The organism is Morganella sp. B601, from assembly GCF_051172335.1.
Classification (GTDB): Bacteria; Pseudomonadota; Gammaproteobacteria; order Enterobacterales; family Enterobacteriaceae; genus Morganella; species Morganella morganii.
The window spans coordinates 685,013-711,045 of sequence record NZ_JBPIZE010000002.1 but is presented as its reverse complement, the minus strand read 5'-3'; the positions used below and the strand labels follow the sequence as shown (position 1 = coordinate 711,045).

At 53.1% G+C, this 26,033-nt stretch carries 21 protein-coding genes; 16 read left to right on the top strand and 5 right to left on the bottom strand.

Annotated features, from left to right (window positions below; genetic code table 11):
• A complete protein-coding gene (locus ACSBQN_RS08055; RefSeq protein ID WP_024473355.1) occupies positions 1–594 on the top strand; it encodes a UbiX family flavin prenyltransferase in 594 nt (197 codons plus the stop codon).
• Positions 595–634: 40 nt separating this feature from the next.
• Here ACSBQN_RS08055 and ACSBQN_RS08050 read toward each other — a convergent pair whose 3' ends face one another.
• Positions 635–1,546, bottom strand: coding sequence for a TIGR01777 family oxidoreductase (locus tag ACSBQN_RS08050; RefSeq protein WP_004239855.1), 912 nt, complete (start codon positions 1,544–1,546; stop codon positions 635–637).
• Between the two features lie 258 nt (positions 1,547–1,804).
• Here ACSBQN_RS08050 and yfcD point away from each other — a divergent pair, with 258 nt between their 5' ends.
• Together yfcD and ACSBQN_RS08040 are read left to right on the top strand one after the other, a co-directional pair.
• Complete coding sequence (gene yfcD / locus ACSBQN_RS08045; RefSeq protein ID WP_024473354.1) at positions 1,805–2,380, top strand: NUDIX hydrolase YfcD; 576 nt, start codon at positions 1,805–1,807, stop codon at positions 2,378–2,380.
• A 351-nt stretch (positions 2,381–2,731) separates the two neighbouring features.
• Positions 2,732–4,813 carry a M48 family metallopeptidase gene (locus tag ACSBQN_RS08040; RefSeq protein ID WP_024473353.1) on the top strand — a complete coding sequence of 694 codons (2,082 nt, stop codon included), beginning with the start codon at positions 2,732–2,734 and terminating at the stop codon, positions 4,811–4,813.
• A 118-nt stretch (positions 4,814–4,931) separates the two neighbouring features.
• Here the strand turns inward: ACSBQN_RS08040 and pta are convergent, their stop codons facing one another.
• A complete protein-coding gene (gene pta, locus ACSBQN_RS08035; protein WP_024473352.1) occupies positions 4,932–7,079 on the bottom strand; it encodes a phosphate acetyltransferase in 2,148 nt (715 codons plus the stop codon).
• A 72-nt stretch (positions 7,080–7,151) separates the two neighbouring features.
• The gene (locus ACSBQN_RS08030; protein WP_004235141.1) at positions 7,152–8,354 is read right to left on the bottom strand and encodes an acetate kinase; all 1,203 of its coding nucleotides are present in this window, start codon (positions 8,352–8,354) and stop codon (positions 7,152–7,154) included.
• A 367-nt stretch (positions 8,355–8,721) separates the two neighbouring features.
• Here ACSBQN_RS08030 and yfbV point away from each other — a divergent pair, with 367 nt between their 5' ends.
• From yfbV to ACSBQN_RS08010, 4 genes are all read left to right on the top strand, one after another.
• Positions 8,722–9,177, top strand: a complete 456-nt coding sequence (gene yfbV, locus ACSBQN_RS08025; RefSeq protein WP_004239859.1) for a terminus macrodomain insulation protein YfbV — start codon at positions 8,722–8,724, stop codon at positions 9,175–9,177.
• A 214-nt stretch (positions 9,178–9,391) separates the two neighbouring features.
• Positions 9,392–9,886: a YfbU family protein gene (locus tag ACSBQN_RS08020; RefSeq protein WP_004235144.1), complete on the top strand. Its 495-nt coding sequence runs from the start codon at positions 9,392–9,394 to the stop codon at positions 9,884–9,886.
• 30 nt (positions 9,887–9,916) lie between these two features.
• Positions 9,917–10,585: a sugar phosphatase gene (locus ACSBQN_RS08015; RefSeq protein ID WP_024473350.1), complete on the top strand. Its 669-nt coding sequence runs from the start codon at positions 9,917–9,919 to the stop codon at positions 10,583–10,585.
• 116 nt (positions 10,586–10,701) lie between these two features.
• Positions 10,702–12,531 (top strand): SLC13 family permease, encoded by a 1,830-nt coding sequence (locus ACSBQN_RS08010; protein ID WP_015422780.1) that lies wholly within the window; start codon positions 10,702–10,704, stop codon positions 12,529–12,531.
• Positions 12,532–12,564: 33 nt separating this feature from the next.
• On the opposite strand, the gene yfbR is transcribed toward ACSBQN_RS08010, so the two are convergent.
• Both yfbR and ACSBQN_RS08000 read right to left on the bottom strand, forming a co-directional pair.
• A complete protein-coding gene (yfbR, locus tag ACSBQN_RS08005) occupies positions 12,565–13,146 on the bottom strand; it encodes a 5'-deoxynucleotidase (protein ID WP_024473349.1) in 582 nt (193 codons plus the stop codon).
• A 114-nt stretch (positions 13,147–13,260) separates the two neighbouring features.
• A complete protein-coding gene (locus ACSBQN_RS08000; protein ID WP_004235148.1) occupies positions 13,261–14,475 on the bottom strand; it encodes a pyridoxal phosphate-dependent aminotransferase in 1,215 nt (404 codons plus the stop codon).
• A 740-nt stretch (positions 14,476–15,215) separates the two neighbouring features.
• Here ACSBQN_RS08000 and hexA point away from each other — a divergent pair.
• The 9 genes from hexA to nuoI all read left to right on the top strand — a co-directional run bounded on the left by hexA (position 15,216) and on the right by nuoI (position 26,033).
• A complete protein-coding gene (hexA, locus tag ACSBQN_RS07995) occupies positions 15,216–16,127 on the top strand; it encodes a transcriptional regulator HexA (RefSeq protein ID WP_004235149.1) in 912 nt (303 codons plus the stop codon).
• 678 nt (positions 16,128–16,805) lie between these two features.
• Positions 16,806–17,252, top strand: a complete 447-nt coding sequence (locus ACSBQN_RS07990; RefSeq protein WP_004235150.1) for an NADH-quinone oxidoreductase subunit A — start codon at positions 16,806–16,808, stop codon at positions 17,250–17,252.
• 18 nt (positions 17,253–17,270) lie between these two features.
• Positions 17,271–17,945 (top strand): NuoB/complex I 20 kDa subunit family protein, encoded by a 675-nt coding sequence (locus ACSBQN_RS07985; protein WP_004235152.1) that lies wholly within the window; start codon positions 17,271–17,273, stop codon positions 17,943–17,945.
• 78 nt (positions 17,946–18,023) lie between these two features.
• A complete protein-coding gene (nuoC, locus tag ACSBQN_RS07980) occupies positions 18,024–19,820 on the top strand; it encodes an NADH-quinone oxidoreductase subunit C/D (RefSeq protein WP_036406509.1) in 1,797 nt (598 codons plus the stop codon).
• 2 nt (positions 19,821–19,822) lie between these two features.
• A complete protein-coding gene (nuoE, locus tag ACSBQN_RS07975) occupies positions 19,823–20,371 on the top strand; it encodes an NADH-quinone oxidoreductase subunit NuoE (protein ID WP_004235157.1) in 549 nt (182 codons plus the stop codon).
• Positions 20,368–21,720 carry an NADH-quinone oxidoreductase subunit NuoF gene (gene nuoF / locus ACSBQN_RS07970; RefSeq protein ID WP_004239866.1) on the top strand — a complete coding sequence of 451 codons (1,353 nt, stop codon included), beginning with the start codon at positions 20,368–20,370 and terminating at the stop codon, positions 21,718–21,720. Before nuoE ends, nuoF begins: the two co-directional genes overlap by 4 nt.
• Before the next feature lie 49 nt (positions 21,721–21,769).
• Entirely contained in the window at positions 21,770–24,502 is a 2,733-nt protein-coding gene (nuoG, locus tag ACSBQN_RS07965; protein WP_434991644.1) for an NADH-quinone oxidoreductase subunit NuoG, read from the top strand.
• Positions 24,499–25,476, top strand: a complete 978-nt coding sequence (nuoH, locus tag ACSBQN_RS07960) for an NADH-quinone oxidoreductase subunit NuoH (RefSeq protein WP_354633255.1) — start codon at positions 24,499–24,501, stop codon at positions 25,474–25,476. The genes nuoG and nuoH overlap by 4 nt, the downstream gene beginning before the upstream one ends.
• Before the next feature lie 14 nt (positions 25,477–25,490).
• Positions 25,491–26,033 carry an NADH-quinone oxidoreductase subunit NuoI gene (gene nuoI, locus ACSBQN_RS07955; protein ID WP_024473345.1) on the top strand — a complete coding sequence of 181 codons (543 nt, stop codon included), beginning with the start codon at positions 25,491–25,493 and terminating at the stop codon, positions 26,031–26,033.

Genomic DNA, 26,033 nt, shown 5'->3' with positions numbered 1-26,033 from the left:
ATGAAAAAACTGATTGTGGGGCTGACCGGCGCAAGTGGTGCTGTCTATGGTGTGCGGCTGCTGGAGGTCCTGCAAACGGTGCCGGAAGTGGAAACCCATCTGATTGTCAGTCAGGCGGCCCGTCAGACACTGGCGCTGGAAACGGCGTACAGTCTGCGGGATGTGCAGGCACTGGCGGATGTGGTACATGATGAGCGTGATATCGCCGCCTGTATATCTTCCGGCTCTGTCAGAACACTGGGGATGGTTATCCTGCCCTGTTCGGTGAAAACCCTGTCAGGGATTGTTCACAGTTACACGGACACCCTGGTGACCCGTGCGGCGGATGTGGTGCTCAAGGAAGGGCGCAAACTGGTGCTGGGCGTTCGTGAAACGCCGCTGCATCTGGGACATCTGCGGCTGATGACACAGGCGGCAGAAATCGGTGCGGTGATTATGCCACCGATGCCTGCGTTTTATCATCAGCCGGAAACGGTGCAGGATATTATTGACCAGACGGTCAACCGTGTACTTGATCAGTTTGATATTGAATTACCGGAAGATTTATTTACCCGCTGGAGCGGGGCAAAAAATCCCCGTACCGTACAGCAGTAATCTGAATCACCCGGCCGTTTGTTTCCGGCCGGGCTCTGCATTAATAGTCCGCCGGACTGTCCAGTAAATCCCGCAGTGCTTCTTCCAGATTAATAAACTGACAGCCGAACCCGGCTTCTTCCAGCCGTTTCGGCAGGGCATTCTGACCGCCGAGTACCAGTACCGCCGCTTCTCCCATCAGCGCCTTCACCACAAATGCCGGAACACGCAGCAGATGCGGGCGGTGCAGGATCTGCGCCAGTACCGCTGCAAACTGCTCATTATGGGACGGATAAGGCGCGGTCATATTGAACGGGCCGTTCTGTGCGGGATCGTCGAGCAGAAACAGAATGGCGCTGACCATGTCACTGATATGGATCCACGGCATATACTGACGGCCATTACCAATAGGGCCGCCAAGACCGGCGCGGTAGACCGGCAGCAGTTTCGCCAGCGCGCCGCCTTCCGGGGAGAGTACAATCCCGGTGCGCAGCAGACAGACCCGGGTTTTCTCACTCTGTGCTTTCATCGCCAGGGATTCCCAGCGGTCACACAGAGTGTGGGTGAATTCCTGATTCGGTTCGTCATCCTCCGTCACGACGGATTGTCCCTGATCACCGTACCAGCCCACGGCAGAGCCGGAGAGAAACACCGCCGGCGGCGTTTCACTGGCATTAATAAGCTCACTGAGCCGCTCGGTTATCTGCCAGCGGCTCTCACACAGCAGCTTTTTCTGCTCTTCACTCCAGCGTTTATCCGCGATAGGCTCGCCGGCGAGGTTAATCACCGCATCGATATCATTCAGATGTGTTATATCATTGAGTGAGTTAAGGTTTTCTGCGGCCGAGCAAAAACGGGAATAGACTTTCTGCGGTGAGCGGCTCAGAACCACCACCTGATATTTCCGGGCAATCAGTGCCTGCACCAGCGGGGTTCCGACGAGCCCGGTGCCGCCTGTGATCAGAATACGCATAGATGCTCCTTCTGCCGGTAGGTTTCTCTGACTATAGCATTTTTTGCCGCCGGAGGATGTGATCGGCAAGAAAGAAAAACAATCATAGAACCGCTATCAATTCTTGATATACTGATTCAATGACCATAATGGCACACTATCATTATTAGTTTGGTATATAAAAGCGGTATAAAGCAGCGGCCCGCGGATTAACTGCGTGTGTCACTGAAAAAACAGAAACAGCATCCGTAATGCTGATAAAAAAGAAAAGGTTAGAGGATGGAACAAGATAGCGCTATCGAGTGGGTGGACGTGGTCGATGAGAATAATGATGTCATCGGCCAGGCGACCCGCGAGCAGATGCGGGCGGAAAACCTGCGTCACCGGGCAACCTACATCGTTGTGCATGACGGCATGGGAAAAATTCTTGTCCAGCGCCGGACTGAGCACAAAGACTACTGCCCGGGTCTGCTGGATGCCACTGCCGGCGGCGTGGTGCAGCAGGGCGAGCTGATGCTCGATTCTGCCCGGCGCGAAGCAGAGGAAGAACTCGGGATCGCCGGTGTGCCGTTTGCCGAGCACGGCCTGTTTTATTATGAAGAGCCGGTCTGCCGTGTCTGGGGCGGGTTATTCAGCTGTGTGACTCACGGGCCGTTCGCGCTTCAGGAAAGTGAAGTATCTGAAGTCACCTGGCTGACCCCGGCAGAAATCACTGCCCGCTGTGACGAATTTACGGCCGATTCACTGAAAGCACTCTCACTCTGGCTGACCCGGAATAATCAGAATTATACCACGGCAGAGCGGCAGAAGCCGGTTGCAACGCCTGAAGCTGAAATGAGCAGCGACGGCGAATAAAAAAGAATAAAAACCGGAGAAGCCTGCAATATGCAGGCTTTTTTATATTTAAAATAGGGTGAAATAAAACGCAGGCAGTAAATATATCGGCAAAATAGAATATTATCAGAGACAGTTCAGTATAATTTGTATTATTCCGGTTTCTGGCTTTAATCATTTTCCTGTAGAATGCCGTTCTGAATACAGATAATAATATCAAACCATAAAAACTTCCGTTAATACCATGAATTACAATGATTTTATGTAATAAACCTTATGCTTTATTAAAGAAATATTAAATAACAAAGCCCGGTTAATAAGAATTATCCGGAAATAAACGGAAGATAATAAAATACAACCTGAACGAGAATAATGATGAGAAATAAATTAGCAGGATGGCTGTTGTTATTACCACTGCTGCTCACCGCATGGGGTGCATTTCAGTATTGGCGCATCAGTGATGAATATCAGGCTTACCAGTATATTATGTCAGAAAAAACGGAGCTTCAGCGTCTGATTGCGGAAGATCCGAATACACAGATTACCTACGATGACGGGGAAACTGTGTCTGCCGGTCAGCAACTGGGCATGATTAACCGTGATCTGAATAAATACAGCAGCGAAATTGCCATGATTCTGGCCAGGGCGGGTGTCAGTCTGGGAACTGTCGCCACCGGGATTTTATCACTGCTGTTTGGTGCAGGGGCGATTTATCTCTGCATCAGCAGCGGCCGGGCGGCCCGGCGTTCACGCGATACGCTGCTGAATGTCTTTGCCCGCTGCCGCAAAATGCTGCCGTTTATCCTGACCGGGCAGATGACGCTGGTCGGCCTGAGCATCATTTGTGTGATGGCGTATGAAGCGCTGTGGTTCGCCGGTAATTTCGTGCTGAGCGGCGGCGGTGCGAAAATCATGATCTTTATTCTGATCAGTATCCTGCTGATTATCTGGTACATCATCAAAGGGCTGTTTAAGCTGCGCAAGAGTTTTGCCATGTTCCGCAGCGAACCGTCGGATGTGACAGGGCATGCCGTCAGCCGGGAGGAAGCCCCGGGACTGTGGCAGTGGGTGGATGAGATTGCCGCGAAAGTCGGCACGCCGTCGCCGGATCATATTGTTGTTGGTATGACAGAGTGTTTTTATGTGACATCCCACAGTATCAGCCTGAATGAAAATCAGCTGATTGAAGGGAAAACGCTGTACTTTCCGCTGCTCTATTCCGCACTGCTCAACCGTGAGGAAGCCAGTGCGGTTATCGGGCACGAACTGGGGCACTTCACCGGCGAAGATACCACCTACAGTCTGAACTTTGCGCCAATCTATGCCGGAATGAGCCACAGTATTTCGCTGGTGGCCAACGAGGTGCAGGATTACTACAGCAAAGTGATTATGAGCCCGTCAGTGTATCTCGGGATCTTCTTCCTTGAGCAGTTTGATTTTGCCGTCAGTCACTGGAGCCGTATCCGTGAGCTGGAAGCGGATAAAGCGGGGGCATCGGTCAGCTCACCGGCGGCGGTGGCGTCATCACTGCTGCGTATCTCTGCGGTCAGTGAGGTGATTTCGGAAACCCTGGGTGAGTTATATGAAGGTACCCTGAAAACAGATGATTTACTGCCTGTGGTGATGGCGCGTCTGCGTGAGCGTGGTGTACCGGAAGCCGGACAGTTCCTGAATGAGGCAACCAGTCACCCGAGCGATACGCATCCGCAGACCCGTACCCGTATCGAAGCACTGTCTCAGGATCTCAGTGATGAGCTGCTGGCCGACGCTTCCCGTGAAGTGCAGTCGGATGATTACGGCAATATCGCGGATCTGTTTACGGATGCCAAAGCGATTTCCATGATGCTGACGGCGTCACTCTCCGGCATGGTCGCGGAGTACACCACACAGCGGACAGAAGCACTGGAAACGATGCTGCATGAATCTGACGCGGCAGATGAGGTGATCATCACCGAGCGGCGAAAAATGTTCCGGATGATGTTTATCTTTGGTCTGGTGGTTGCGGCCGGGATGGGTATTGCCACGGTGAAACTAGGCGCGGAAGATCTGGTAGCTTCCGGTGCGGTTCACGGCTTCTGGCTGTTACTGCTGTTCTGGGGTGTGGCCTTTATGTACCGCGACAGAGGCAAAGCGCCGCTGTTTGCGTTCCGTCACGGGCAACTGGTCAGTGAAAAGCTGACACAGCCGTATCCGCTGCACTATATCGTTGATTATGACATCGCGGAAACCTCCGGTGTGGCGACACTTACACTGCATGTGGCTGAGGGTGCACCGGCACCGGGTATGGCAGCAAAAAGCCGTTTCTTTAAATACGATGCCAAAAAGCAGAAGCTGATGATTATGATGGCCGGTGTCCGGATCTGGCAGGGAAAATCATTATCTCTGCAGGATTTATCAGAACTGGTACATGGTCAGTTGCAGATGGCACATGTGAAGCATGAATTGCGGCAGTAATTTTTCTGCTGAAATACAGGGAACCGCCGCAAGGCGGTTTTTTTGACAGGATGCATAAAAAATCCCGGCGGGGAAACCCGGCCGGGATTATGGTCTGTAACTTTTCAGTCAGCAGAACTTATTTTTTCTTCGCTTCGTCCTGCGCTGCCTGAATAGCAGTCAGTGCGATGGTGTACGCGATATCGTCAACTAACGCACCACGGGACAGGTCGTTAACAGGCTTGCGCATACCCTGCAGCATTGGTCCGATAGAGACCAGGTCTGCTGAACGCTGAACAGCTTTGTAAGTGGTGTTACCGGTGTTCAGGTCAGGGAAGATGAAGACGTTTGCTTTACCTGCAACCGGAGAGTCCGGTGCTTTGGTTTTCGCAACGTCAGCCATCACAGCGGCGTCGTATTGTAACGGACCGTCGATGCACAGGTCAGGACGTTTTTCCTGAGCAATGCGGGTCGCTTCGCGGACTTTCTCAACATCGTCACCCTGGCCGGAGGTCCCGGTAGAGTAAGAGATCATCGCAACGCGCGGGTCGATACCGAATGCTTTCACAGAGTCAGCAGACTGAATTGCGATTTCTGCCAGCTGTTCAGGGTTCGGATCCGGGTTGATTGCGCAGTCACCGTAGACCAGCACTTCTTCAGGCATCAGCATGAAGAACACGGAAGATACCAGTGAGCTGCCCGGTGCAGTTTTGATTAACTGTAACGGCGGACGAATGGTGTTCGCAGTGGTGTGAACCGCACCGGAAACCAGACCGTCAACTTTATCCTGCTCCAGCATCATTGTACCCAGTACAACGTTGTCCTGTAACTGCTCGCGGGCAACGACTTCGGTCATGCCTTTGTTTTTACGCAGTTCAACCAGACGCGGAACATACAGCTCGCGGATGTCAGCCGGGTTAACCAGCTCGATACCGGTGCCCAGAGTCACGCCCTGTGCAGCTGCCACGCGGCGGATTTCTTCCGGATCGCCTAACAGTACGCAGGTCGCCAGACCACGTTCAGCACAGATAGCGGCGGCTTTGATAGTACGCGGCTCATCACCTTCAGGCAGGACAACGCGTTTTTTCGCTTTGCGTGCCAGTTCGGTTAACAGGTAACGGAATGCCGGTGGTGACAGACGGTTCGGACGCTCTGAATCCGCAACCAGGGAATCGATCCATTTGGTATCGATGTGGCTTGCCACGTAGTTCTGAACCAGTTCAATGCGCTCACGGTCATCAGCAGGGACTTCCAGGCTGAAGCTTTGCAGGTTCAGCGAGGTCTGCCAGGTGTTGGTGTTCACAGTGAAGATTGGCAGGCCGGTTTCGAACGCACGTTCGCACAGTTTGGCAATGCTGTCGTCGATTTCATAACCGCCGGTCAGCAGGATCGCACCGATTTCCACGCCGTTCATCGCTGCCAGGCAGGCAGAAACCAGCACGTCAGGACGATCAGCAGAGGTCACCAGCAGAGAACCGGGACGGAAGTGCTCCAGCATATGAGGAATGCTGCGTGCACAGAAAGTCACAGATTTCACACGGCGGGTTTTGATGTCGCCTTCGTTGATGATTTTCGCGCCCAGGTGGTTCGCCATGTCGATTGCACGGGTGGCAATCAGTTCGAAGTTCCACGGTACACTGCCGACAACCGGCAGAGGCAGGGATTTCAGATCATCCGCGCTCAGGTGAGCGATAGTGGCTTTGGATGAATCATCAAAAATTTCAGACAGATCAGGACGGGTACGGCCCTGCTCATCAACCGGAGCGTTAACTTTGTTAACGATCACACCGGCGATGTTGGTATTCTTGTGACCACCGAATTCATTGCGGATCAGTTCCAGACGCTCTTTGATTTCCGCTGCGGTGTCATTGCCCGGTGCTGTCACAAACACGATTTCCGCACCCAGAGTCTGGGCGATATCGTAGTTCAGGGATTGAGCATGCGGGTAGTTGCGGGTCGGTACCAGGCCTTCGATCAGGATCACTTCCGCACCCTGAGTATGCTCGTGGTAACGGGCAACGATTTCTTCCATCAGAATATCTTTCTGATTGGTGGTCAGCATGGTTTCGACATAATCCATATCCAGCGGCTCTGCCATCTTCAGGGAAGAGTGAGCGCGTAAGATCTGGGTGGTCTGATCTTCAATACCTGCACGGCGCGGCTGTGCAACCGGTTTGAAGAAACTAAGGCTGACGCCTTTTTGTTCCATTGAGCGGACAACCCCGAGGCTGACGCTGCTTAAGCCGACACTGGTGCCGGTAGGAATGAGGATAATAGTACGGGACACATGAACCTCTTATTTTTTCACAATTCGGTGTTCAAAATAAATCCGCCGGCGGGGGCCGGCGGAGAGCAAAGATTATGCAGTCAGACGGGCTGCATCCTGTGCGATGACTAATTCTTCGTTAGTCGGGATCACCAGGGCAATGCTGCTGTCGTCAGTGGTGATTTTGCCTGCGTTACCGAAGCGGGCAGCCAGGTTGCGTTCGTGATCCAGTTTGAAGCCCAGCAGAGCCAGTTTCTCCAGAGTGTGTTCACGAACCATCGCTGCGTTTTCACCGATACCGCCGGTGAAGATGATCGCATCCAGACGGCCTTCCATCAGGGTTGCATAACCACCGACGTATTTCGCCAGACGGTGGCAGAATACGTTCATTGCACGGGTCGCGTCAGCTTGTTTACCGTAGTTTTCTTCAACATAACGGCAGTCGCTGGTGACTTCAGTCAGACCCTGCAGGCCGGATTCTTTGGTCAGCATTTTGTTGATTTCTTCAACGCTCATGCCCATTGAATCATGCAGGTGGAAAATGATAGCCGGGTCGATATCACCGGAACGGGTACCCATGACCAGACCTTCCAGCGGAGTCAGACCCATAGAGGTGTCCACGCACTCGCCGTTAACGATAGCTGCAACAGAACCACCGTTGCCTAAGTGGCAGGTGATTACGTTCAGTTCTTCAACCGGTTTGTTCAGCATTTTAGCGGCTTCACGGCTGACGAAGTAGTGGCTTGTACCGTGGAAACCATAGCGGCGGATACCGTGGTCTTTGTACAGGCTGTACGGCAGGGCATACAGGTAAGCTTCTTCAGGCATGGTCTGATGGAAAGCGGTATCGAAAACACCAACGTTTTTATCAGCCAGGTGAGGGAAGGCTTTCAGTGCTTCTTCCACGCCTAACAGGTTAGCCGGGTTGTGCAGAGGAGCAAAGGCAGAGCACTCTTCCATTGCTTTGATAACTTCGTCAGTGACGATAACAGAGTGAGCAAATTTCTCACCGCCGTGAACCAGACGGTGGCCGATGCAGCCGATCTGTGCGGACAGCTCAGGTTTGTCGCCCATGATATCTTTCACGATGAAACGCAGTGCTTCACTGTGAGCAGCGCCCGCGCCTAATTGTGCTTCGTGTTTAGCACCATCCATTTTCCACTTGATACGTGCTTCCGGCAGGTTAAAGCATTCTGCCAGACCCGTCAGATATTCATCACCAGTTGTAGGGTCAATGATCGCAAATTTCAGTGAAGAACTACCGCAGTTAAGTACCAGTACCAGCTTACTTGACATGGAATTACCTATAATCTTGTTGTGGATAAGTCTTATGTATTAAGACAGTGGTTAAAACGTAATCTAACTAAGCGTAGCGCAATATTTCAGCGCCGTTCATGATTAACATCATGCAATTTTTATATTGAACGATAAATCATCGCTGCAATCTGTTGTCTGAGGCCTGATAGCGTAAAAACACACATTTTGCCCTTGAAAAAGGCGGCATCAGACAAAATAATTAACTCAGGATTATTTCACCGTGATTAAACGGGCGTAGCATACCCGCAGATGACAGCAATTTCAAAATATACTTAATCCTACAAAAATATTTTGACTGAATGTAGCCATATTTTAATTATTATGTTTTTTATTGATTGAGGTCATAATGCCTGATAACACACCGGCAAAACCGGGTCTGTTCCGCGCACTGCGTCTCGGCAAACGTTACGCCGCCACCTGGCCGGCCGTGAAACAGCTCGCCCCGGTTTTCCCGGAGAATCGTGTCATAAAATCTACACAGTTCGGTATCCGTTTTATGCCGCCGCTGTCGGTGTTTACCCTGACATGGCAGATAGCCCTCGGCGGGGCATTAGGTCCCGCAGTCGCCACCGCACTGTTTGCCTGCTCGCTGCCGCTGCAGGGGTTATGGTGGCTGGGACGGCGTGCCGCCACGCCTTTACCGGCCGGGCTGCTCAGCTGGTTTTACGAAATCCGCGCAAAGTTTGCCGAAGCCGGGATTGCGATTGCGCCGGTTGAGGGTACACCGGATTATATGGCACTGGCCGAGTTACTGAAACGCGCTTTTAAGCAGCTGGATAACTCTTTTCTGGATGACCTGTAAGTTGCGCTGTTTTCCGCCCGGTTATGCGGGCGGAAGAATCCCCTCCTTTATTAATCGATTCAGCTTTTGTAAACCTCTGTTTTTCCTCTCCGTATAATTACCCGGGCGAAATTCCCCGCTGAGATCAAAAAAGGTGTGTATTTCACTATCTTATAGATTTGAGTAATGCGATGATTCTGACCATACCCCGGATTACTTTTTCAGGAGATACACCATGGAAATGACCAACGCACAACGCCTTATCCTCTCTAACCAGTATAAAATGATGGCTATGCTGGATCCGGATAATGCCGAGCGCTACCGCCGCCAGCAGACTATTATTGAGCGCGGCTTCGGGCTGCAGATGCGCGAGCTGGATCGCGATTTCGGCGAGCTGCCGGAAGAAATCTGCCGCCGTGTGATTGATATGATGGAAATGTACCACGCACTGCGTATCTCCTTCGATAACCTGAAAGAAGCAAAAGATATCGACCCGCGCCGTATCCACTTCTTAGGTTTTGATGCGGCGACTGAAGCACGTTATTTAAGTTATGTGCGTTTTCTGGTAAATACGGAGGGGCGTTATACCCACTTTGACAGCGGCAGCCACGGCTTTAACTCCCAGACGCCGATGTGGGATAAATATGTCCGTATGCTGGGTGCATGGCATAACTGCCCGCGCCAGTATCACCTGAGTGAAGTAGAAATTAATCAGATCCTTAACGCATAATATTCCGGTATCCGTAACGGCGAGGCACGCATGGCACTGACTGCAAAAGGTTTTTTGTTTGATCTGGACGGCACACTGGCCGATTCCCTGCATGTGGTGGAGCGTGCCTGGCTGGCGTTTGCCCGCCGTATCGGTGCGGATGAGGACGAAGTAAAACATTTTATTCACGGCAAACCGGCGGTTGAGTCCATCCGCCATTTTCTGCCGGATGCGGATGAGAACGAAATCGCCGCACAGCTGGCATGGGTGACAGAGCAGGAGATCAGGGAGAGTGATCAGGTCACGGATCTGCCCGGAGCGCAGGCACTGCTGGCGCGTCTGACCTCCCTTGATATTCCGTGGGCGATAGTCACCTCCGGTTCTGTGGCGATAGCCCGTCCGCGTCACAGTGCGGCAAATCTGCCGGAGCCGGATGCCTGGGTGACGGCGGATAATATCACCCGCGGCAAGCCGGATCCGCAGCCCTATCTGCTGGGCGCGGAAAAGCTGGGGCTGGCGCCGCGCGACTGTTTTGTGTTTGAGGATGCCACCGCCGGCCTGCTTTCCGGGCTGGATGCCGGTTGTCAGGTGATTGCCGTGCATGTTCCGGCCGGAACACCGCGCACGGATGAACTGGCCATGCGGGTGGATTCACTGACAGAACTTGAGGTTGAGAAAGCGGCGGACGGTACGGTAACACTGACCCGCCGTCCCGGCTGACAGCCGGAACACCGCTGCACAGCACTGATCAGACGATGAGGGAAAACGGGCTGTGCGTTAATAAAAACGATGAGACAGGATGTTCGCTGTCCGGGCATTGACGAAAGAGGACGTTGGTGAATACGGAACTCGTGTGGGTGCTGACCCTGCTGTTTATCGCCATTGTTTTATTTACCACCAACAAAGTCCGGATGGATGTTGTGGCGTTGCTGGTGATCACCGCCTTTGTACTGAGCGGCACGCTGACGGTTAATGAGGCCGTCGCCGGTTTCAGTGATCCCAATATTCTGCTGATTGCCGCCCTGTTTGTGATCGGGGAAGGGCTGGTGCGTACCGGGGTTGCCTATCAGATGGGGGACTGGCTGGTGCGGGTGGCCGGTTCCGGTGAAACCCGCCTGCTGGTATTCCTTATGGTCAGTGTTGCCGGGCTCGGCGCGTTTATGAGTTCGACCGGTGTGGTGGCCATTTTTATCCCTGTCGTGCTCAGTGTCTCCGCACGTATGAAAATCTCCCCTTCGCGGCTGATGATGCCGCTCGGCTTCGCCGGGCTTATCAGCGGCATGATGACTCTGGTGGCAACACCGCCGAACATGGTGGTGAATAGTGTCCTGGAAATGGAAGGCATCAAAGGCTTTAACTTCTTCTCGATTACCCCTGTCGGATTACTGATCCTGCTGGCCGGTGTCGGCTATATGCTGATTGCCCGTCACTGGCTGGGCAGCAAACAGCCGGAAAAAGCAGGGGACAATGTGCGGCGTACCTTTCGTGATCTGATCCGCGACTACAAACTGAGCGGCCGTGCGCGGCGTCTTGCTGTCCGTAACGGTTCGCCGCTGATCGGCAAAACGCTGGATGAACTGCATCTGCGCACCCGCTATGGCGCGAATGTGGTGGGGATTGAGCGCTGGCGGCGTTTCCGGCGGGTGATGGTCGGTGCGACCGGCGGTATGGAGCTGCGTGACCGTGATGTGCTGCTGATAGATATGTCTGCCAGTGATATGGATTTGCGCGAATTTTGTGCCGAGCAGATGCTGGAGCCGATGATCCTGCGCGGTGAATATTTTTCCGAACACTCCCGCAACGTGGGCATGGCGGAAGTCTCCCTGAACCCGGAAAGTGAGCTTATCGGCAAAAGTCTGCGGGATATCGGTTTCCGTACCCGTTACGGGCTGAATGTGCTGGGTCTGCGCCGGGGCGGGGCCGCCCTTGACGGCAACATTGTGGATGAGCCGCTGCAGCTCGGGGATATCCTGCTGGTGGTCGGGGACTGGAAAATCATCCGCGTGCTGGCGACCAAACGGCGTCACTTTATAGTGCTCAACCTGGCGGCGGAAGCGGAGGCGGTGGTACCTGCTGCATCCCAGGCACCGCATGCGTTGTTTTGTCTGGCACTGATGGTGGCTATGATGGTCACCAATGAAATCCCGAATTTTATCGCGGCACTGATTGCCTGTCTGCTGATGGGAAAATTCCGCTGTATCGATATGGAAAGTGCTTACCGGTCAATCCACTGGCCGAGCATCATTCTGATTGTCGGGATGATGCCGTTTGCGCTGGCATTACAGAAAACCGGCGGTATCACGCTGATTGTCAGCGGGCTGATGGACGTGGCCGGTGATCTGGGCCCGCATGTTATGCTGACAGCCCTGTTTGTGCTGTGTGCGACTATCGGGCTGTTTATCTCGAATACCGCGACAGCGGTTCTGATGGCACCGATTGCTATCCAGGCAGCGCATGAAATGCAGGTGTCGCCGCTGCCGTTTGCGATGGTGGTGGGCGTGGCGGCATCTGCTGCCTTTATGACACCGGTTTCCTCCCCTGTAAACACGCTGGTGCTCGGGCCGGGGAATTACACCTTCGGGGATTTCGTCAAAATCGGCGTGCCGTTTACGCTGGTGGTCATGGCAATCAGTATCGCGGTGATCCCGCTACTTTTTCCGTTCTGACGGCGTGCCCTGATGAAAACGCAGTTGCCTCGGTTACTGGCTGATTTCATCCAGTGACAGACTGAATCCCGGAATAAACACATCGCGGAAATAGTCCATTTCCGGGCTGCGGCGTTCTTCCAGCGTTTTCTCCAGCCTCGCTTTCGCCAGATGAAACTCGGTATTACCCGCACCAATCTCTTCCAGACACTTAAGATAGGCACACAGGGCATCGGCCTGTTTGACGATTGCCGCATCTTCCGGTGAATGGGTATCTTCATCAATCAGGGGTGCAAAATCCGCCTGTAACTCTTCAGGGATCATGGCAATCAGTTTCTTTTGCGCCATGCGCTCAATTTTTTTGTACTCATGAGCTATCTGCGGATTGTAATACTTGATGGGTGTCGGCAGGTCGCCGGTGATCACTTCACTTGCATCATGGTACATCGCCAGCAGGGCAATTTTTTCCGGATTGAGTGTGCCGCCGAATTTGCGGTTTTTAATCACGGCCAGTGCATGTGCCACAAACGCCACCTGGAGGCTGTGTTCAGAGACGTTTTCCTGAATCACATTGCGCATCAGCGGCCAGCGGGTGATCAGTTTCAGACGGGAAAGGTGGGCAAAAAAGTAACTCATAGACAACATTCCTGGCAGCAATCTGTTGATAACAAGAGCGGATATTCTGCGGTGTTCCGGGCGGGATGTAAATAAAAACGGCTTCCCGGGGGAAGCCGCTGACAGCAGAAACGATTACTGACGGTAGTGGGAGAGGAAACGCCCGAAGCGGTTAATCGCCATCTCCAGGTCATCCTCACGCGGCAGTGTCACGATACGGAAGTGGTTCGGTTCCGGCCAGTTAAAGGCAGTACCCTGTACCAGCAGTACTTTTTCCTGTAACAGCAGGTCGAGGATCATCTTCTGGTCATCGTGAATATTAAAGCGCTTGGCATCAAATTTCGGGAACATATAGAGTGCGCCCATCGGTTTGACACAGGAGCAGCCCGGTATCTGGTTAATCAGTTCCCAGGCTTTGTTGCGCTGTTCATACAGGCGGCCGCCCGGATGAATAAACTCATTGATGCTCTGGTACCCGCCGATTGCGGTCTGGATAGCATGCTGCATCGGCACGTTGGCACACAGACGCATGGACGCGAGCATTTCCAGCCCTTCAATATACCCTTTGGCGTGTTTCTTCGGCCCGTTCAGGACCATCCAGCCCTGGCGGAAACCGGCGATACGGTAGGTTTTGGAAAGGCCGTTGAAGGTGACGGTCAGCAGATCCGGCGCCATCGCGGCGATAGAGTGGTGGACGGCATCGTCATACAGAATTTTGTCGTAGATTTCGTCAGCAAAAATGATCAGGTCATTCTGACGGGCGAGTTCGACAATCTCCTGTAACAAATCTTTGCTGTAAACAGCCCCGGTCGGGTTGTTCGGGTTAATCACCACAATACCGCGGGTGCGCGGGGTGATTTTCTTTTTGATGTCCTCAATGTCCGGCATCCAGCCCTGTTCTTCGTCGCACATATAGTGGACGGCAGTACCGCCGGAGAGGGAGACCGCACCGGTCCATAACGGGTAATCCGGTGCCGGTACCAGCATTTCATCACCGTTATTCAGCAGCGCCTGCATGGACTGCACAATCAGTTCAGAAACCCCGTTACCGATATAGACATCTTCCACCGTCATATCGCGCATACCGCGTTCCTGGTAGAACTGGACAATGGCTTTACGGGCGGAATAGAGGCCTTTTGAATCGCTGTAACCCTGGGAGCTTGGTAAATTACGGATAACATCAACCAGAATTTCGTCCGGGGCATCAAAACCAAACGGCGCCGGGTTACCGATATTCAGTTTGAGAACTTTCTGGCCTTCCTCTTCGAGACGTTTAGCCTCTTTGAGCACCGGCCCGCGAATGTCGTAACAGACATTATCGAGTTTGCTGGATTTCTTTATTATATTCATCTGTTCAGGACCTTAGCGCGTTAATCTTATATTTTATCAGGTAAAACCCGTTATAACCCACTCTACTCTTACCGTACGGGGTTTTGAAGACAGTAAACGTCTTTTGGTTAAAAACAACAGGATTTGTTTTGGAAAGGATCGGGAGTGCCGGTTAATCATTGATATGGCGGAGTATCATGCCTGGTATTGTGATTAATTCAGAGCTTACAACTGGTAGGAGGAGGGTGTGTTGAGTTTTGTAAAGTTATCTATCGGAAGATCATAATTGGTAAAGTAATACAGTGTTTTTACTAAATAGTCAGCAGTTGTTGAAATTGTATAATCTTTTCTTATATATTAAACCCTGATGCTGGTAATTATTAGTAGTATAACTAATAGGATTTTACGGCATAATGTGGTTTTCAGAGTATTTGACCTTAAAGTTGCAGAATAATCGGGTTTATATTGCAGCAAGGCTTATTGGCAGCATGCATTTTTGTCAGTTACAAACTGTCTTATTTCGTAATATCCGGAAAACAGTGTTGTAAGATACGAAAAATTTGTGTGTTTGTATAGCAGGTCTGCTGTTTTAGTATGCAGCATTACATAATGGAGTTACTCACAGTTACGTATTTTTGTTAGTGTTAGTTATGTTTTACTCTACCCTTATGTATAGGGTAATGTCTTCGTTGGCGAAGCAATTTTTCACGCCAATAAACACCAGGTAGTTATTAAAAATCAAAATTAGTGAAGAAAAAACAATGATAAATTCAAACCGTCCAGTGTTAAACCTGGATCTCGATCTGCTGCGGACGTTCGTGGCAGTCGCGGATCTGAACACCTTCGCAGCGGCAGCTGCGGCAGTATGCCGCACCCAGTCTGCCGTAAGTCAGCAAATGCAGCGTCTCGAGCAGCTTGTCGGGCGCGAACTGTTTGCGCGTCATGGTCGTAACAAATTACTGACCGACCATGGGTTACAACTGTTAGGTTACGCCCGTCAGATCCTGCGGGCAAATGATGATGCCACCGCATCACTGGCCTATAACGACGCAGAAGGGGAGTTACGTATCGGTGCATCCGATGATTCCGTTGACTCACTGCTGCCTTTCTTACTCAACCGTATTGCATCGGTATACCCGCGTATGGCGGTTGATGTCCGCATCAAACGCAGCCAGTACATTGAAGGTATGCTGGATAACCACGAGATTGACCTGGCGCTGACCACCGCGCGTATTGCCCATCACCCGCGTACTGCTCTGCGTACCGCGCCGGTGCTGTGGCATTGTGCGCCGGATTTTCAGTTACAGCCGAATGAGCCGATTCCGCTGGTGGTGATGGACGAAACCAACCCGTTCCGTCATCTCGCGGCTGAAACCCTGGATGAAGCAGGGGTGCAGTGGCGGATTGCTTACGAGGCAGCATCACTTTCTGCTGTCCGCGCGGCGGTGAATGCCGAAGTCGGGATCACAGCCCGTCCGCTGGAAATGCAGAATGCCGACCTGCGTATTCTGAGCGTCAGCGAAGGGCTGCCGCGTTTGCCGGAAATTCAGTACTGGTTATACCGCAACAGCGACGAGCAGAGCGAGTCAGTGCTGACGGTGTACCAGGCCATTGAAAACAAGAAGACACCGTATACTGTCACGCCGGTTGACGATGACAAAACAGCGGAGTAACGCTGTCATAATCTGACGCCTGACTGACATAATTTGTGACAGTCAGACACACAGCCGGGGGATCATTTCCCCCGGCTTTTTTGTATCCTCTCCCCCTTGCGCGGAAATATCATATAAATGTTAACAGCATCACGCCGCGTTCAGGTTTTTGATGCCGTTTTAAGCGCCGCATCGCAGTTTTGTTTACTTGTTTGTTACAATGTTAACAAAACGCATGTTCTGTGATTGCCAAAATTAACAGTGCTCATTACATTGCAATAAAACTTTGTTAAAAACCTGACCTGTTTTCTCAGGTTTTAAGAAATGGTTATGAATTAATCATTTGTTAAATAATTTTCAGCCAAACTGTGATTGAGATCAAAAATATTGCCCCTGTTTACCGGTGGAAAGACAGGTTTTTCCTGAGATAATGGGTTAGTAAAAGCGATGTATCCGTTAATATAATAAAGTTAATTTTCAATTTAGTTACTTACTGACACGTTTTAGCGATAAAGTCGCACAACGAGTTAATCTTAAGTTGACTGTTTGTAACAAAATTGGGAAGAGCGGGGAACAATCCGGGTTACCGGCTTTCTCATCACGATAAGTGTTGTATCCGCCACTGAGTTGTTCCTCTCGTGTGTCGCTGTGGTGCTGTATGCAGGTACGGCAGGCAACACCACCTTTAATGAGTAAGCAATGAGTATGTCAACAGCCACTGAAGTTCTGGCCCATAACTGGGCATTTGCCATCTATCTTTTAGGTGCTCTCGGGTTATGTGCATTTATGTTGCTGGGCGCCCGTTATCTCGGGGGCCGTGCAAAAGCACGCGCCAAACATCTCCCTTACGAATCAGGTATTGACTCGGTCGGCAGCGCACGTCTGCGGATGTCTGCAAAGTTCTACCTGGTTGCCATGTTTTTCGTGATTTTCGATGTTGAAGCCTTATACCTTTTCGCCTGGTCTGTTTCGGTCAGAGAATCGGGCTGGATAGGGTTCACCGAAGCCGCGATCTTTATTCTGGTGTTATTGGCAGGTCTTTTCTATCTGGCACGTATCGGCGCGCTGGACTGGACTCCTGCACGTTCGCGCCGCGAGGTGAAACACCCGAGCGTTGTGAACAAAATCAATAACAATCAACCGTAGTCAATAGTGAGGCACAAGATGGATTATACGCTCACCCGCATCGATCCAAACGGTGAGAATGACCGTTATCCCCTGCAAAAACAAGAGGTTGTCAGTGACCCGCTTGAGCAGCACGTTCACCGCAGCGTGTATATGGGGAAACTCGAGCATGCATTACACGATATGGTTAACTGGGGCCGTAAAAACTCCCTGTGGCCGTATAACTTCGGTCTTTCCTGCTGTTATGTAGAGATGGTGACCTCCTTTACGGCGGTGCACGACGTTGCCCGTTTCGGTGCGGAAGTGCTGCGTGCCTCCCCGCGTCAGGCGGACTTTATGGTTGTGGCCGGAACCTGCTTTACCAAAATGGCCCCGGTTATTCAGCGCCTGTATGACCAGATGCTGGAACCGAAATGGGTTATCTCCATGGGCTCCTGCGCCAACTCCGGCGGTATGTATGACATTTACTCCGTTGTGCAGGGCGTGGATAAATTCATTCCGGTGGATGTGTATATCCCGGGCTGCCCGCCGCGTCCTGAAGCCTATATGCAGGCGCTGATGCTGTTGCAGGAATCTATCGGAAAAGAGCGCCGCCCGCTGTCGTGGGTGGTGGGTGATCAGGGCGTTTACCGCGCCAATATGCAGTCAGAAAAAGAAAGAAAACGCGGTGAACGGATTGCAGTGACCAATCTGCGCTCCCCGGACGAAATTTAAGGCTTTCGGGCCACCGGGCGCAATATTTGCAATGTGTTGCGTCCATTGAACCCTGAACAACTGTTGTGGTGAAGAATGATGACAGAAAGTAATACGCAGACCGCACAGCGTCCCGCGTGGCAGACTCACGATTACCTGGATGATCCGGTAATTGAGGAACTGCGCCGTAAGTTCGGTCCTGACGCATTTACGGTTCAGCCGACACGTACCGGGATGCCGGTCGTCTGGGTGAAGCGTGAGCAGCTTCTGGAAGTACTGTTTTACCTTAAATCGCTGCCGAAACCGTATGTGATGCTGTTCGATCTGCACGGGACGGATGAGCGCCAGCGCACCCATCGCGAAGGTCTGCCTGCGGCGGACTATTCCGTGTTTTATCACCTGATTTCCATTGAGCGTAACCGCGATATCATGCTCAAGGTGGCGCTGAGTGAAAACGATCTGCATGTGCCGACGGTGATTTCCGCATTCCCGAATGCAAACTGGTATGAGCGCGAAACCTGGGAAATGTTCGGTATCATTATCGACGGACACCCGAATCTGCGCCGTATTATGATGCCGCCGACCTGGGAAGGGCATCCGCTGCGTAAAGATTACCCGGCGCGGGCAACGGAATTTGATCCGTTTGTCCTGACCAAACAGAAAGAAGATCTGGAAATGGAGGCGCTGACCTTCAAACCGGAAGAGTGGGGCATGAAACGCGGCAACGAGAACGAGGACTTTATGTTCCTGAACCTCGGCCCGAACCACCCGTCTTCTCACGGTGCTTTCCGTATCATCCTTCAGCTTGACGGTGAAGAGATTGTCGATTGTGTGCCGGATATCGGCTACCACCACCGTGGTGCGGAAAAAATGGGCGAGCGCCAGTCCTGGCACAGCTACATTCCGTACACTGACCGTATCGAATACCTCGGCGGCTGCGTCAACGAGATGCCGTATGTGCTGGCGGTGGAAAAACTGGCGGGGATTGAAGTTCCGGCACGTGTGGATGTGATCCGCGTGATGCTGTCAGAACTGTTCCGTATTAACAGTCACCTGCTGTATATCAGTACATTTATTCAGGATACCGGGGCGATGACGCCGGTCTTCTTTGCCTTTACCGATCGCCAGAAAGTTTATGATGTGGTGGAAGCCATCACCGGTTTCCGTATGCATCCGGCCTGGTTCCGTATCGGCGGCGTGGCACACGATCTGCCGAAAGGCTGGGATCGCCTGCTGCGTGATTTCCTCGACTGGATGCCGAAACGTCTGGAATCCTATGTCACTGCCGCACTGAAAAACTCCATCCTCAAAGGCCGTTCCGTCGGTGTGGCCGCTTACAACGCGAAAGAAGCCCTCGACTGGGGGGTGACCGGTGCCGGTCTGCGCGCCACGGGGATTGATTTCGACGTGCGTAAATGGCGTCCGTATTCCGGCTATGAGAATTTCGATTTTGAAGTGCCTGTTGCCGCCAACGGCGACTGCTATGACCGCGTGATGCTGAAAGTGGAAGAAGTGCGCCAGAGTCTGCGCATTCTGGAACAGTGCCTGAAAAACATGCCGGAAGGGCCGTTCAAGGCGGATCACCCGCTGACCACGCCGCCGCCGAAAGAGCGCACGTTACAGCATATTGAAACCATGATTAACCACTTCCTCCAGGTGTCATGGGGTCCGGTGATGCCGGCTCAGGAATCTTTCCAGATGATTGAGGCCACGAAAGGGATTAACAGTTACTACCTGACCAGTGACGGCAGCACCATGAGTTACCGTACCCGAATCCGTACACCAAGTTATGCCCATCTGCAGCAGATCCCGTCAGTGATCAGCGGCAGCCTGGTTTCTGACCTGATTGTGTACCTCGGAAGTATCGATTTCGTTATGTCGGATGTGGATCGCTGATTATGCAAGAACTGAACCCTGAAGCAAAAAAAGCACTGCAAGGCGCAGTGAATGCGGCGCAGCCAGCCGGAAAACAACCTGATTTTGTGCTGAGTGACGAAGAGCGCGCCGAAATCGAAGCGGAAAAACACCATTACGAAGATCCGCGTGCCGCCTCCATCGAAGCCCTGAAAATCGTACAGAAGCACCGTGGCTGGGTGGAAGACGGCGCGATTTACGCCATCAGCGATGTGCTGGGCATCCCGGCGAGTGATGTGGAAGGTGTGGCGACATTCTACAGCCAGATCTACCGTCAGCCGGTCGGCCGTCATGTGATCCGTTACTGTGACAGCGTGGTGTGCCACATCACCGGTTACCAGGGGATCAAGGCCGCACTCGAGCGCAAACTGAATATTCAGCCGGGACAGACAACCGCTGACGGCCGCTTTACGCTGTTGCCGACCTGCTGCCTCGGAAACTGTGACAAGGGGCCGACCATGATGGTTGATGAAGATACCCACAGTCACGTTACGCCTGAAGCCATTGAAACGTTACTGGAGCAGTATCCATGACAGTGAAAACGGTTTGCCGTACTGCGGAAACGCATCCTCTCACCTGGCGGTTGCGCGACGACCATCAGCCGGTGTGGCTGGATGAATACCGCAGTAAAAACGGTTATGCGGGGGCGGAACGCGCCCTGAAAGGCATGGCACCGGATGAGATCACCAGTCTTGTCAAAGACGCGGGTCTGAAGGGCCGCGGAGGTGCGGGGTTCTCCACGGGTCTGAAGTGGAGCCTGATGCCGAAAGACGAGAGCATGAATATCCGTTACCTGCTGTGTAACGCCGACGAAATGGAACCGGGTACCTACAAAGACCGGCTCCTGATGGAACAACTGCCGCACCTGCTGGTGGAAGGGATGCTGATCAGCGCCTTCGCCCTGAAAGCATACCGGGGCTATATCTTCCTGCGCGGCGAGTACATTGAGGCAGCGAAACACCTGCGTCATGCCATTGAAGAAGCGAAAGCCGCCGGTCTGCTGGGGAAAAATATCCTCGGCAGCGGGTTTGATTTCGAGCTGTTTGTGCACACCGGTGCAGGGCGTTATATCTGCGGGGAAGAAACCGCGCTGATTAACTCCCTGGAAGGCCGCCGCGCCAATCCGCGCTCCAAACCACCGTTCCCCGCCAGTTCCGGGGTGTGGGGTAAACCGACCTGTGTCAACAACGTCGAAACCCTGTGTAACGTACCGGCGATTCTGGCACACGGCAAAGAGTGGTATATCGGTCTGAGTGAAGGCAAAAGTACCGATGCCGGTACCAAGCTGATGGGCTTTTCCGGCCGCGTGAAAAATCCGGGTGTCTGGGAACTGCCGTTCGGCACCACCGCCCGTGAAATCCTCGAGGATTACGCCGGGGGCATGCGCGACGGACTGACCTTAAAAGCCTGGCAGCCGGGTGGTGCGGGAACAGACTTTCTGACACAGGATCACCTTGATTTACCGATGGATTTCGAGCATATCGGCAAAGCGGGTAGCCGTCTGGGAACGGCGCTGGCAATGGCGGTGGACAATGAAATCAACATGGTGTCACTGACCCGTAACCTCGAAGAATTTTTTGCCCGCGAATCCTGCGGCTGGTGTACACCGTGCCGTGACGGATTGCCGTGGAGCGTGAAAATTCTGCGCGCAATAGAAAAAGGGGAAGGCCAGCCGGGAGACATTGAGACATTAGAGCAATTATGTCGTTTCCTGGGACCGGGTAAAACCTTCTGCGCACACGCGCCGGGCGCGGTAGAGCCGTTACAGAGTGCGATCAAATATTTCCGTGATGAATTTGAAGCGGGGATCGTACAGCCGGTTTACGGCAACGTGCAGACCATTGCCGGGATCCAGCCGAACCTGCTGAAGCAGCGCTGGTGATCCCTTACGGATTTTCGTTTAACGCCTGCATAGCAGGCCTTTTGGAAGCATGCTGACTATGGCTACAATACATGTAGACGGCAAAGAATATGAAGTCGACGGCGCGGATAACCTGCTGCATGCCTGTCTTTCGCTCGGACTTGATATTCCGTATTTTTGCTGGCATCCGGCGCTGGGAAGCGTCGGCGCTTGCCGCCAGTGTGCGGTAAAGCAATATCAGAATGCCGATGACACCCGTGGTCGTCTGGTAATGTCATGTATGACACCGGCACAGGACGGCACCTTTATCTCGATTGATGATGAAGAAGCCAAAAAGTTCCGGGAAAGTGTGGTGGAATGGCTGATGACCAACCATCCGCACGATTGTCCTGTCTGTGAAGAGGGCGGTAACTGCCATCTTCAGGATATGACCGTCATGACCGGGCATTCAGTGCGCAAATACCGCTTCACAAAACGTACTCATCAGAATCAGGAGCTGGGGCCGTTTGTTGCACATGAAATGAACCGCTGTATCGCCTGTTACCGTTGTGTCCGTTACTACAAAGATTATGCGGACGGTACAGATTTCGGGGTTTACGGCGCACACGACAACGTGTACTTCGGGCGTCCGGAAAGCGGCACGCTGGAAAGTGAATTCTCCGGTAACCTGGTGGAAATTTGTCCGACCGGGGTCTTTACCGACAAAACCCACTCTGAACGTTATAACCGCAAATGGGATATGCAGTTTGCACCGAGCGTCTGCCAGCAGTGCAGCGTCGGCTGTAACATCAGCCCGGGCGAGCGTTACGGCGAACTGCGCCGTATCGAAAACCGTTATAACGGCACCATCAACCATTATTTCCTCTGCGACAAAGGCCGCTTCGGTTACGGTTATGTCAACCGTGATGACCGTCCGCGTCAGCCGCAGCAGCGCCGTGGTGATGACTGGCTTACTATTAATGCGGAGCAGGCAGAACGCGCGGCGGCAGATATGCTGTATCACGCGAAACGCACCATCGGTATCGGTTCGCCGCGTGCCAGTGTGGAAAGCAACTTTGCACTGCGTGAACTGGTCGGGGCGGAAAACTTCTTCAGCGGCCTGTCAGCCGGTGAACAGCACCGTCTGGAAATGATGCTGGAAATCTTACAGCAGGGCGGTATCTACACCCCGTCACTGCGTGAGATGGAAAACTATGATGCCGTGCTGGTGCTGGGTGAAGATCTGACCCAGACCGCTGCCCGTGTGGCACTCTCTGTCCGTCAGGCCGTGAAGGGCAAAGCCCGCGAAATGGCCGCAGCACAGAAAGTGGCGGACTGGCAGATTGCCGCTATCCAGAATATCGGTCAGCGTGCGAAATACCCGCTGTTTGTCACGGCGGTGGATACCACCCGTCTGGCAGATGTGGCGGCACTGCACTACAACGCGCCGGTGGATGACCAGGCGCGTCTGGGCTTTGCTGTTGCTAATATCATTGATAACACCGCGCCGGCAGTCACGGATTTACCTGCGGATGTGAAAGCACAGGCTGAAATGATTGCACAGGCGCTGAACGGTGCGAAAAAACCGCTGATTATCAGCGGCAGCAATCCGGGCAGTGATGCACTGATTCAGGCTGCGGCAAACGTGGCCTGGGCACTGAAAGATAAAGGCATTGATGCCGGGCTGACCTTTGTCGGCGCGGAAGCCAACAGCTTTGGTGCCGCGATGACAGAAGCGCAGCCGCTGGATAAAGCACTGGCTCTGCTGGCAGACGGCAGCGCGGACACCGTGGTGGTGATGGAAAACGATCTTTACCGCCATGCGGATAAAGCCGCCGTTGACCGTGCGCTGGATGCCGCAGCAAATGTGATTGTGCTGGATCATCAGCGCACTGACATCATGGATAAAGCATCACTTATCCTCTCCGCCAGCAGTTTTGCGGAAAGTGACGGCACACTCATCAACCACGAAGGCCGTGCACAGCGTTTCTTCCAGGTGTATGAGCCATCCTTCTACGACAAATCTATCATTATGCATGAAAGCTGGCGCTGGCTGACTGCCCTGTACAATGATCTCAATGAAAACACCCGTGACTGGTCACAGCTTGATCATGTGATTGATGCCTGCATTGAGCAGATGCCGCACCTGGCCGGTATCAAAGATGCCGCACCGGATGCCGCATTCCGTATCCGCGGACAGAAACTGGCCCGTGAGCCGCACCGCTACAGCGGGCGTACCGCGATGCTGGCGAATGTCAGTGTACACGAGCAGCGTCAGCCGCAGGATAAAGACACGGCGTTTGCCTTCTCGATGGAGGGGAACAACAGCCCGGCAGCACCGCGTCAGCAAATTCCGTTTGCCTGGGCGCCGGGCTGGAACTCACCGCAGGCATGGAACAAATTCCAGGCGGAAGTAGGCGGTCATCTGCGTTTCGGTGATCCGGGTGTGCGTCTGTTCAGCGAAAAAGACGGCGGTATGGATTATTTCAGCGCCATCCCGGCGGCATTTGCGCCGCAGCAGAATGTCTGGACGGTTGCGCCGTATTATCACCTGTTCGGCAGTGAGGAGTTATCACAGCGGGCGCCGGTGATTCAGGAACGTATGACGGACAGCTATGTGATGTTAAATGCACAGGATGCACAGCAGCTTAATGTGGCGGAAGGTCAGATTCTGTCGGTACAGCTGTCTGACGGCATACTGACACTGCCGGTGCGCATCAGCACACAACTGACAGCCGGGCAAATCGGTCTGCCGCTGGGTATGCCGGGCATTTCGCCGGTACTGGCGGGTGCGGCGGTTAATCTGCAGGAGGTGGCACAATGAGCAGCTGGTTTACACCTGAATTAATCGATGTGCTGATTAATGTTTTCAAAGCCATTGTGATCCTGCTGGTGGTTGTGACCTGCGGTGCCTTTATGAGCTTCGGTGAACGCCGCCTGCTGGGGCTGTTCCAGAACCGTTACGGGCCGAACCGTGTGGGCTGGGGCGGGTCGCTCCAGCTGGTCGCGGACATGATCAAAATGTTCTTTAAAGAGGACTGGACACCGAAATTCGCTGATCGCTTTATCTTCACCCTGGCACCGATGGTGGCATTCACCTCGCTGCTGCTGGCCTTTGCAATTGTGCCGGTCAGCCCGGACTGGGTGGTGGCGGATCTCAATATCGGGATCCTGTTCTTCCTGATGCTGGCGGGACTGGCGGTGTATGCCGTGCTGTTCGCGGGCTGGTCGAGTAACAACAAATACTCACTGCTCGGCGCAATGCGTGCATCGGCGCAGACGGTCAGTTATGAAGTGTTCCTCGGACTCTCGGTTCTGGGTGTGGTGGCGCAGGCGGGTTCCTTTAACCTGCTGGATATCGTCAACTCGCAGAGCACAGTCTGGAACGTCATTCCGCAGATTTTCGGCTTTATCACCTTTGCGATTGCGGGCGTGGCAGTGTGTCACCGTCACCCGTTTGACCAGCCGGAAGCTGAACAGGAACTGGCGGACGGTTATCACATTGAATATTCGGGGATGAAGTTCGGTCTGTTCTTCGTCGGGGAATATATCGGTATCGTGACAGTTTCCGCCCTGATTGTGACGCTGTTCTTCGGGGGCTGGCACGGACCATTCCTGCCGCCGTTTGTCTGGTTCGCGCTGAAAACCGCTTTCTTTATGATGATGTTTATCCTGATCCGTGCGTCGCTGCCTCGACCGCGTTATGACCAGGTGATGTCATTCGGCTGGAAAGTGTGTCTGCCGCTGACACTGATAAACCTGCTGGTGACAGCAGCCGTGATCCTGATAGCTCAATAAGGGGTGATTGAACCATGACATTGAAAGAGTTAGTGGTTGGTTTCGCCACCCAGGTACGCAGTATTTGGATGATAGGGCTTCATGCCTTCCATAAACGCGAAACCCAGATGTACCCGGAAGAGCCGGTTTACCTGCCGCCGCGCTACCGCGGCCGGATTGTGCTGACGCGCGACCCGGACGGTGAGGAGCGCTGTGTCGCCTGTAACCTGTGCGCCGCGGTATGTCCGGTTGGCTGTATCTCTCTGCAGAAAGCAGAACATGAGGACGGCCGCTGGTATCCGGAATTTTTCCGCATCAACTTCTCACGCTGCATTTTCTGCGGATTATGCGAAGAAGCCTGCCCGACCACCGCTATCCAGCTGACGCCGGATTTCGAACTGGGTGAGTTTAAGCGCCAGGATCTGGTGTATGAAAAAGAAGATTTATTAATCTCCGGTCCGGGTAAATATCCTGACTATAACTTCTATCACAAAACCGGGATGGCGGTTGCGGGCAAAGCCAAAGGCGAAGCCGACAATGAAGCCAGGCCGATTGATGTGAAAAGTCTGCTGCCATAA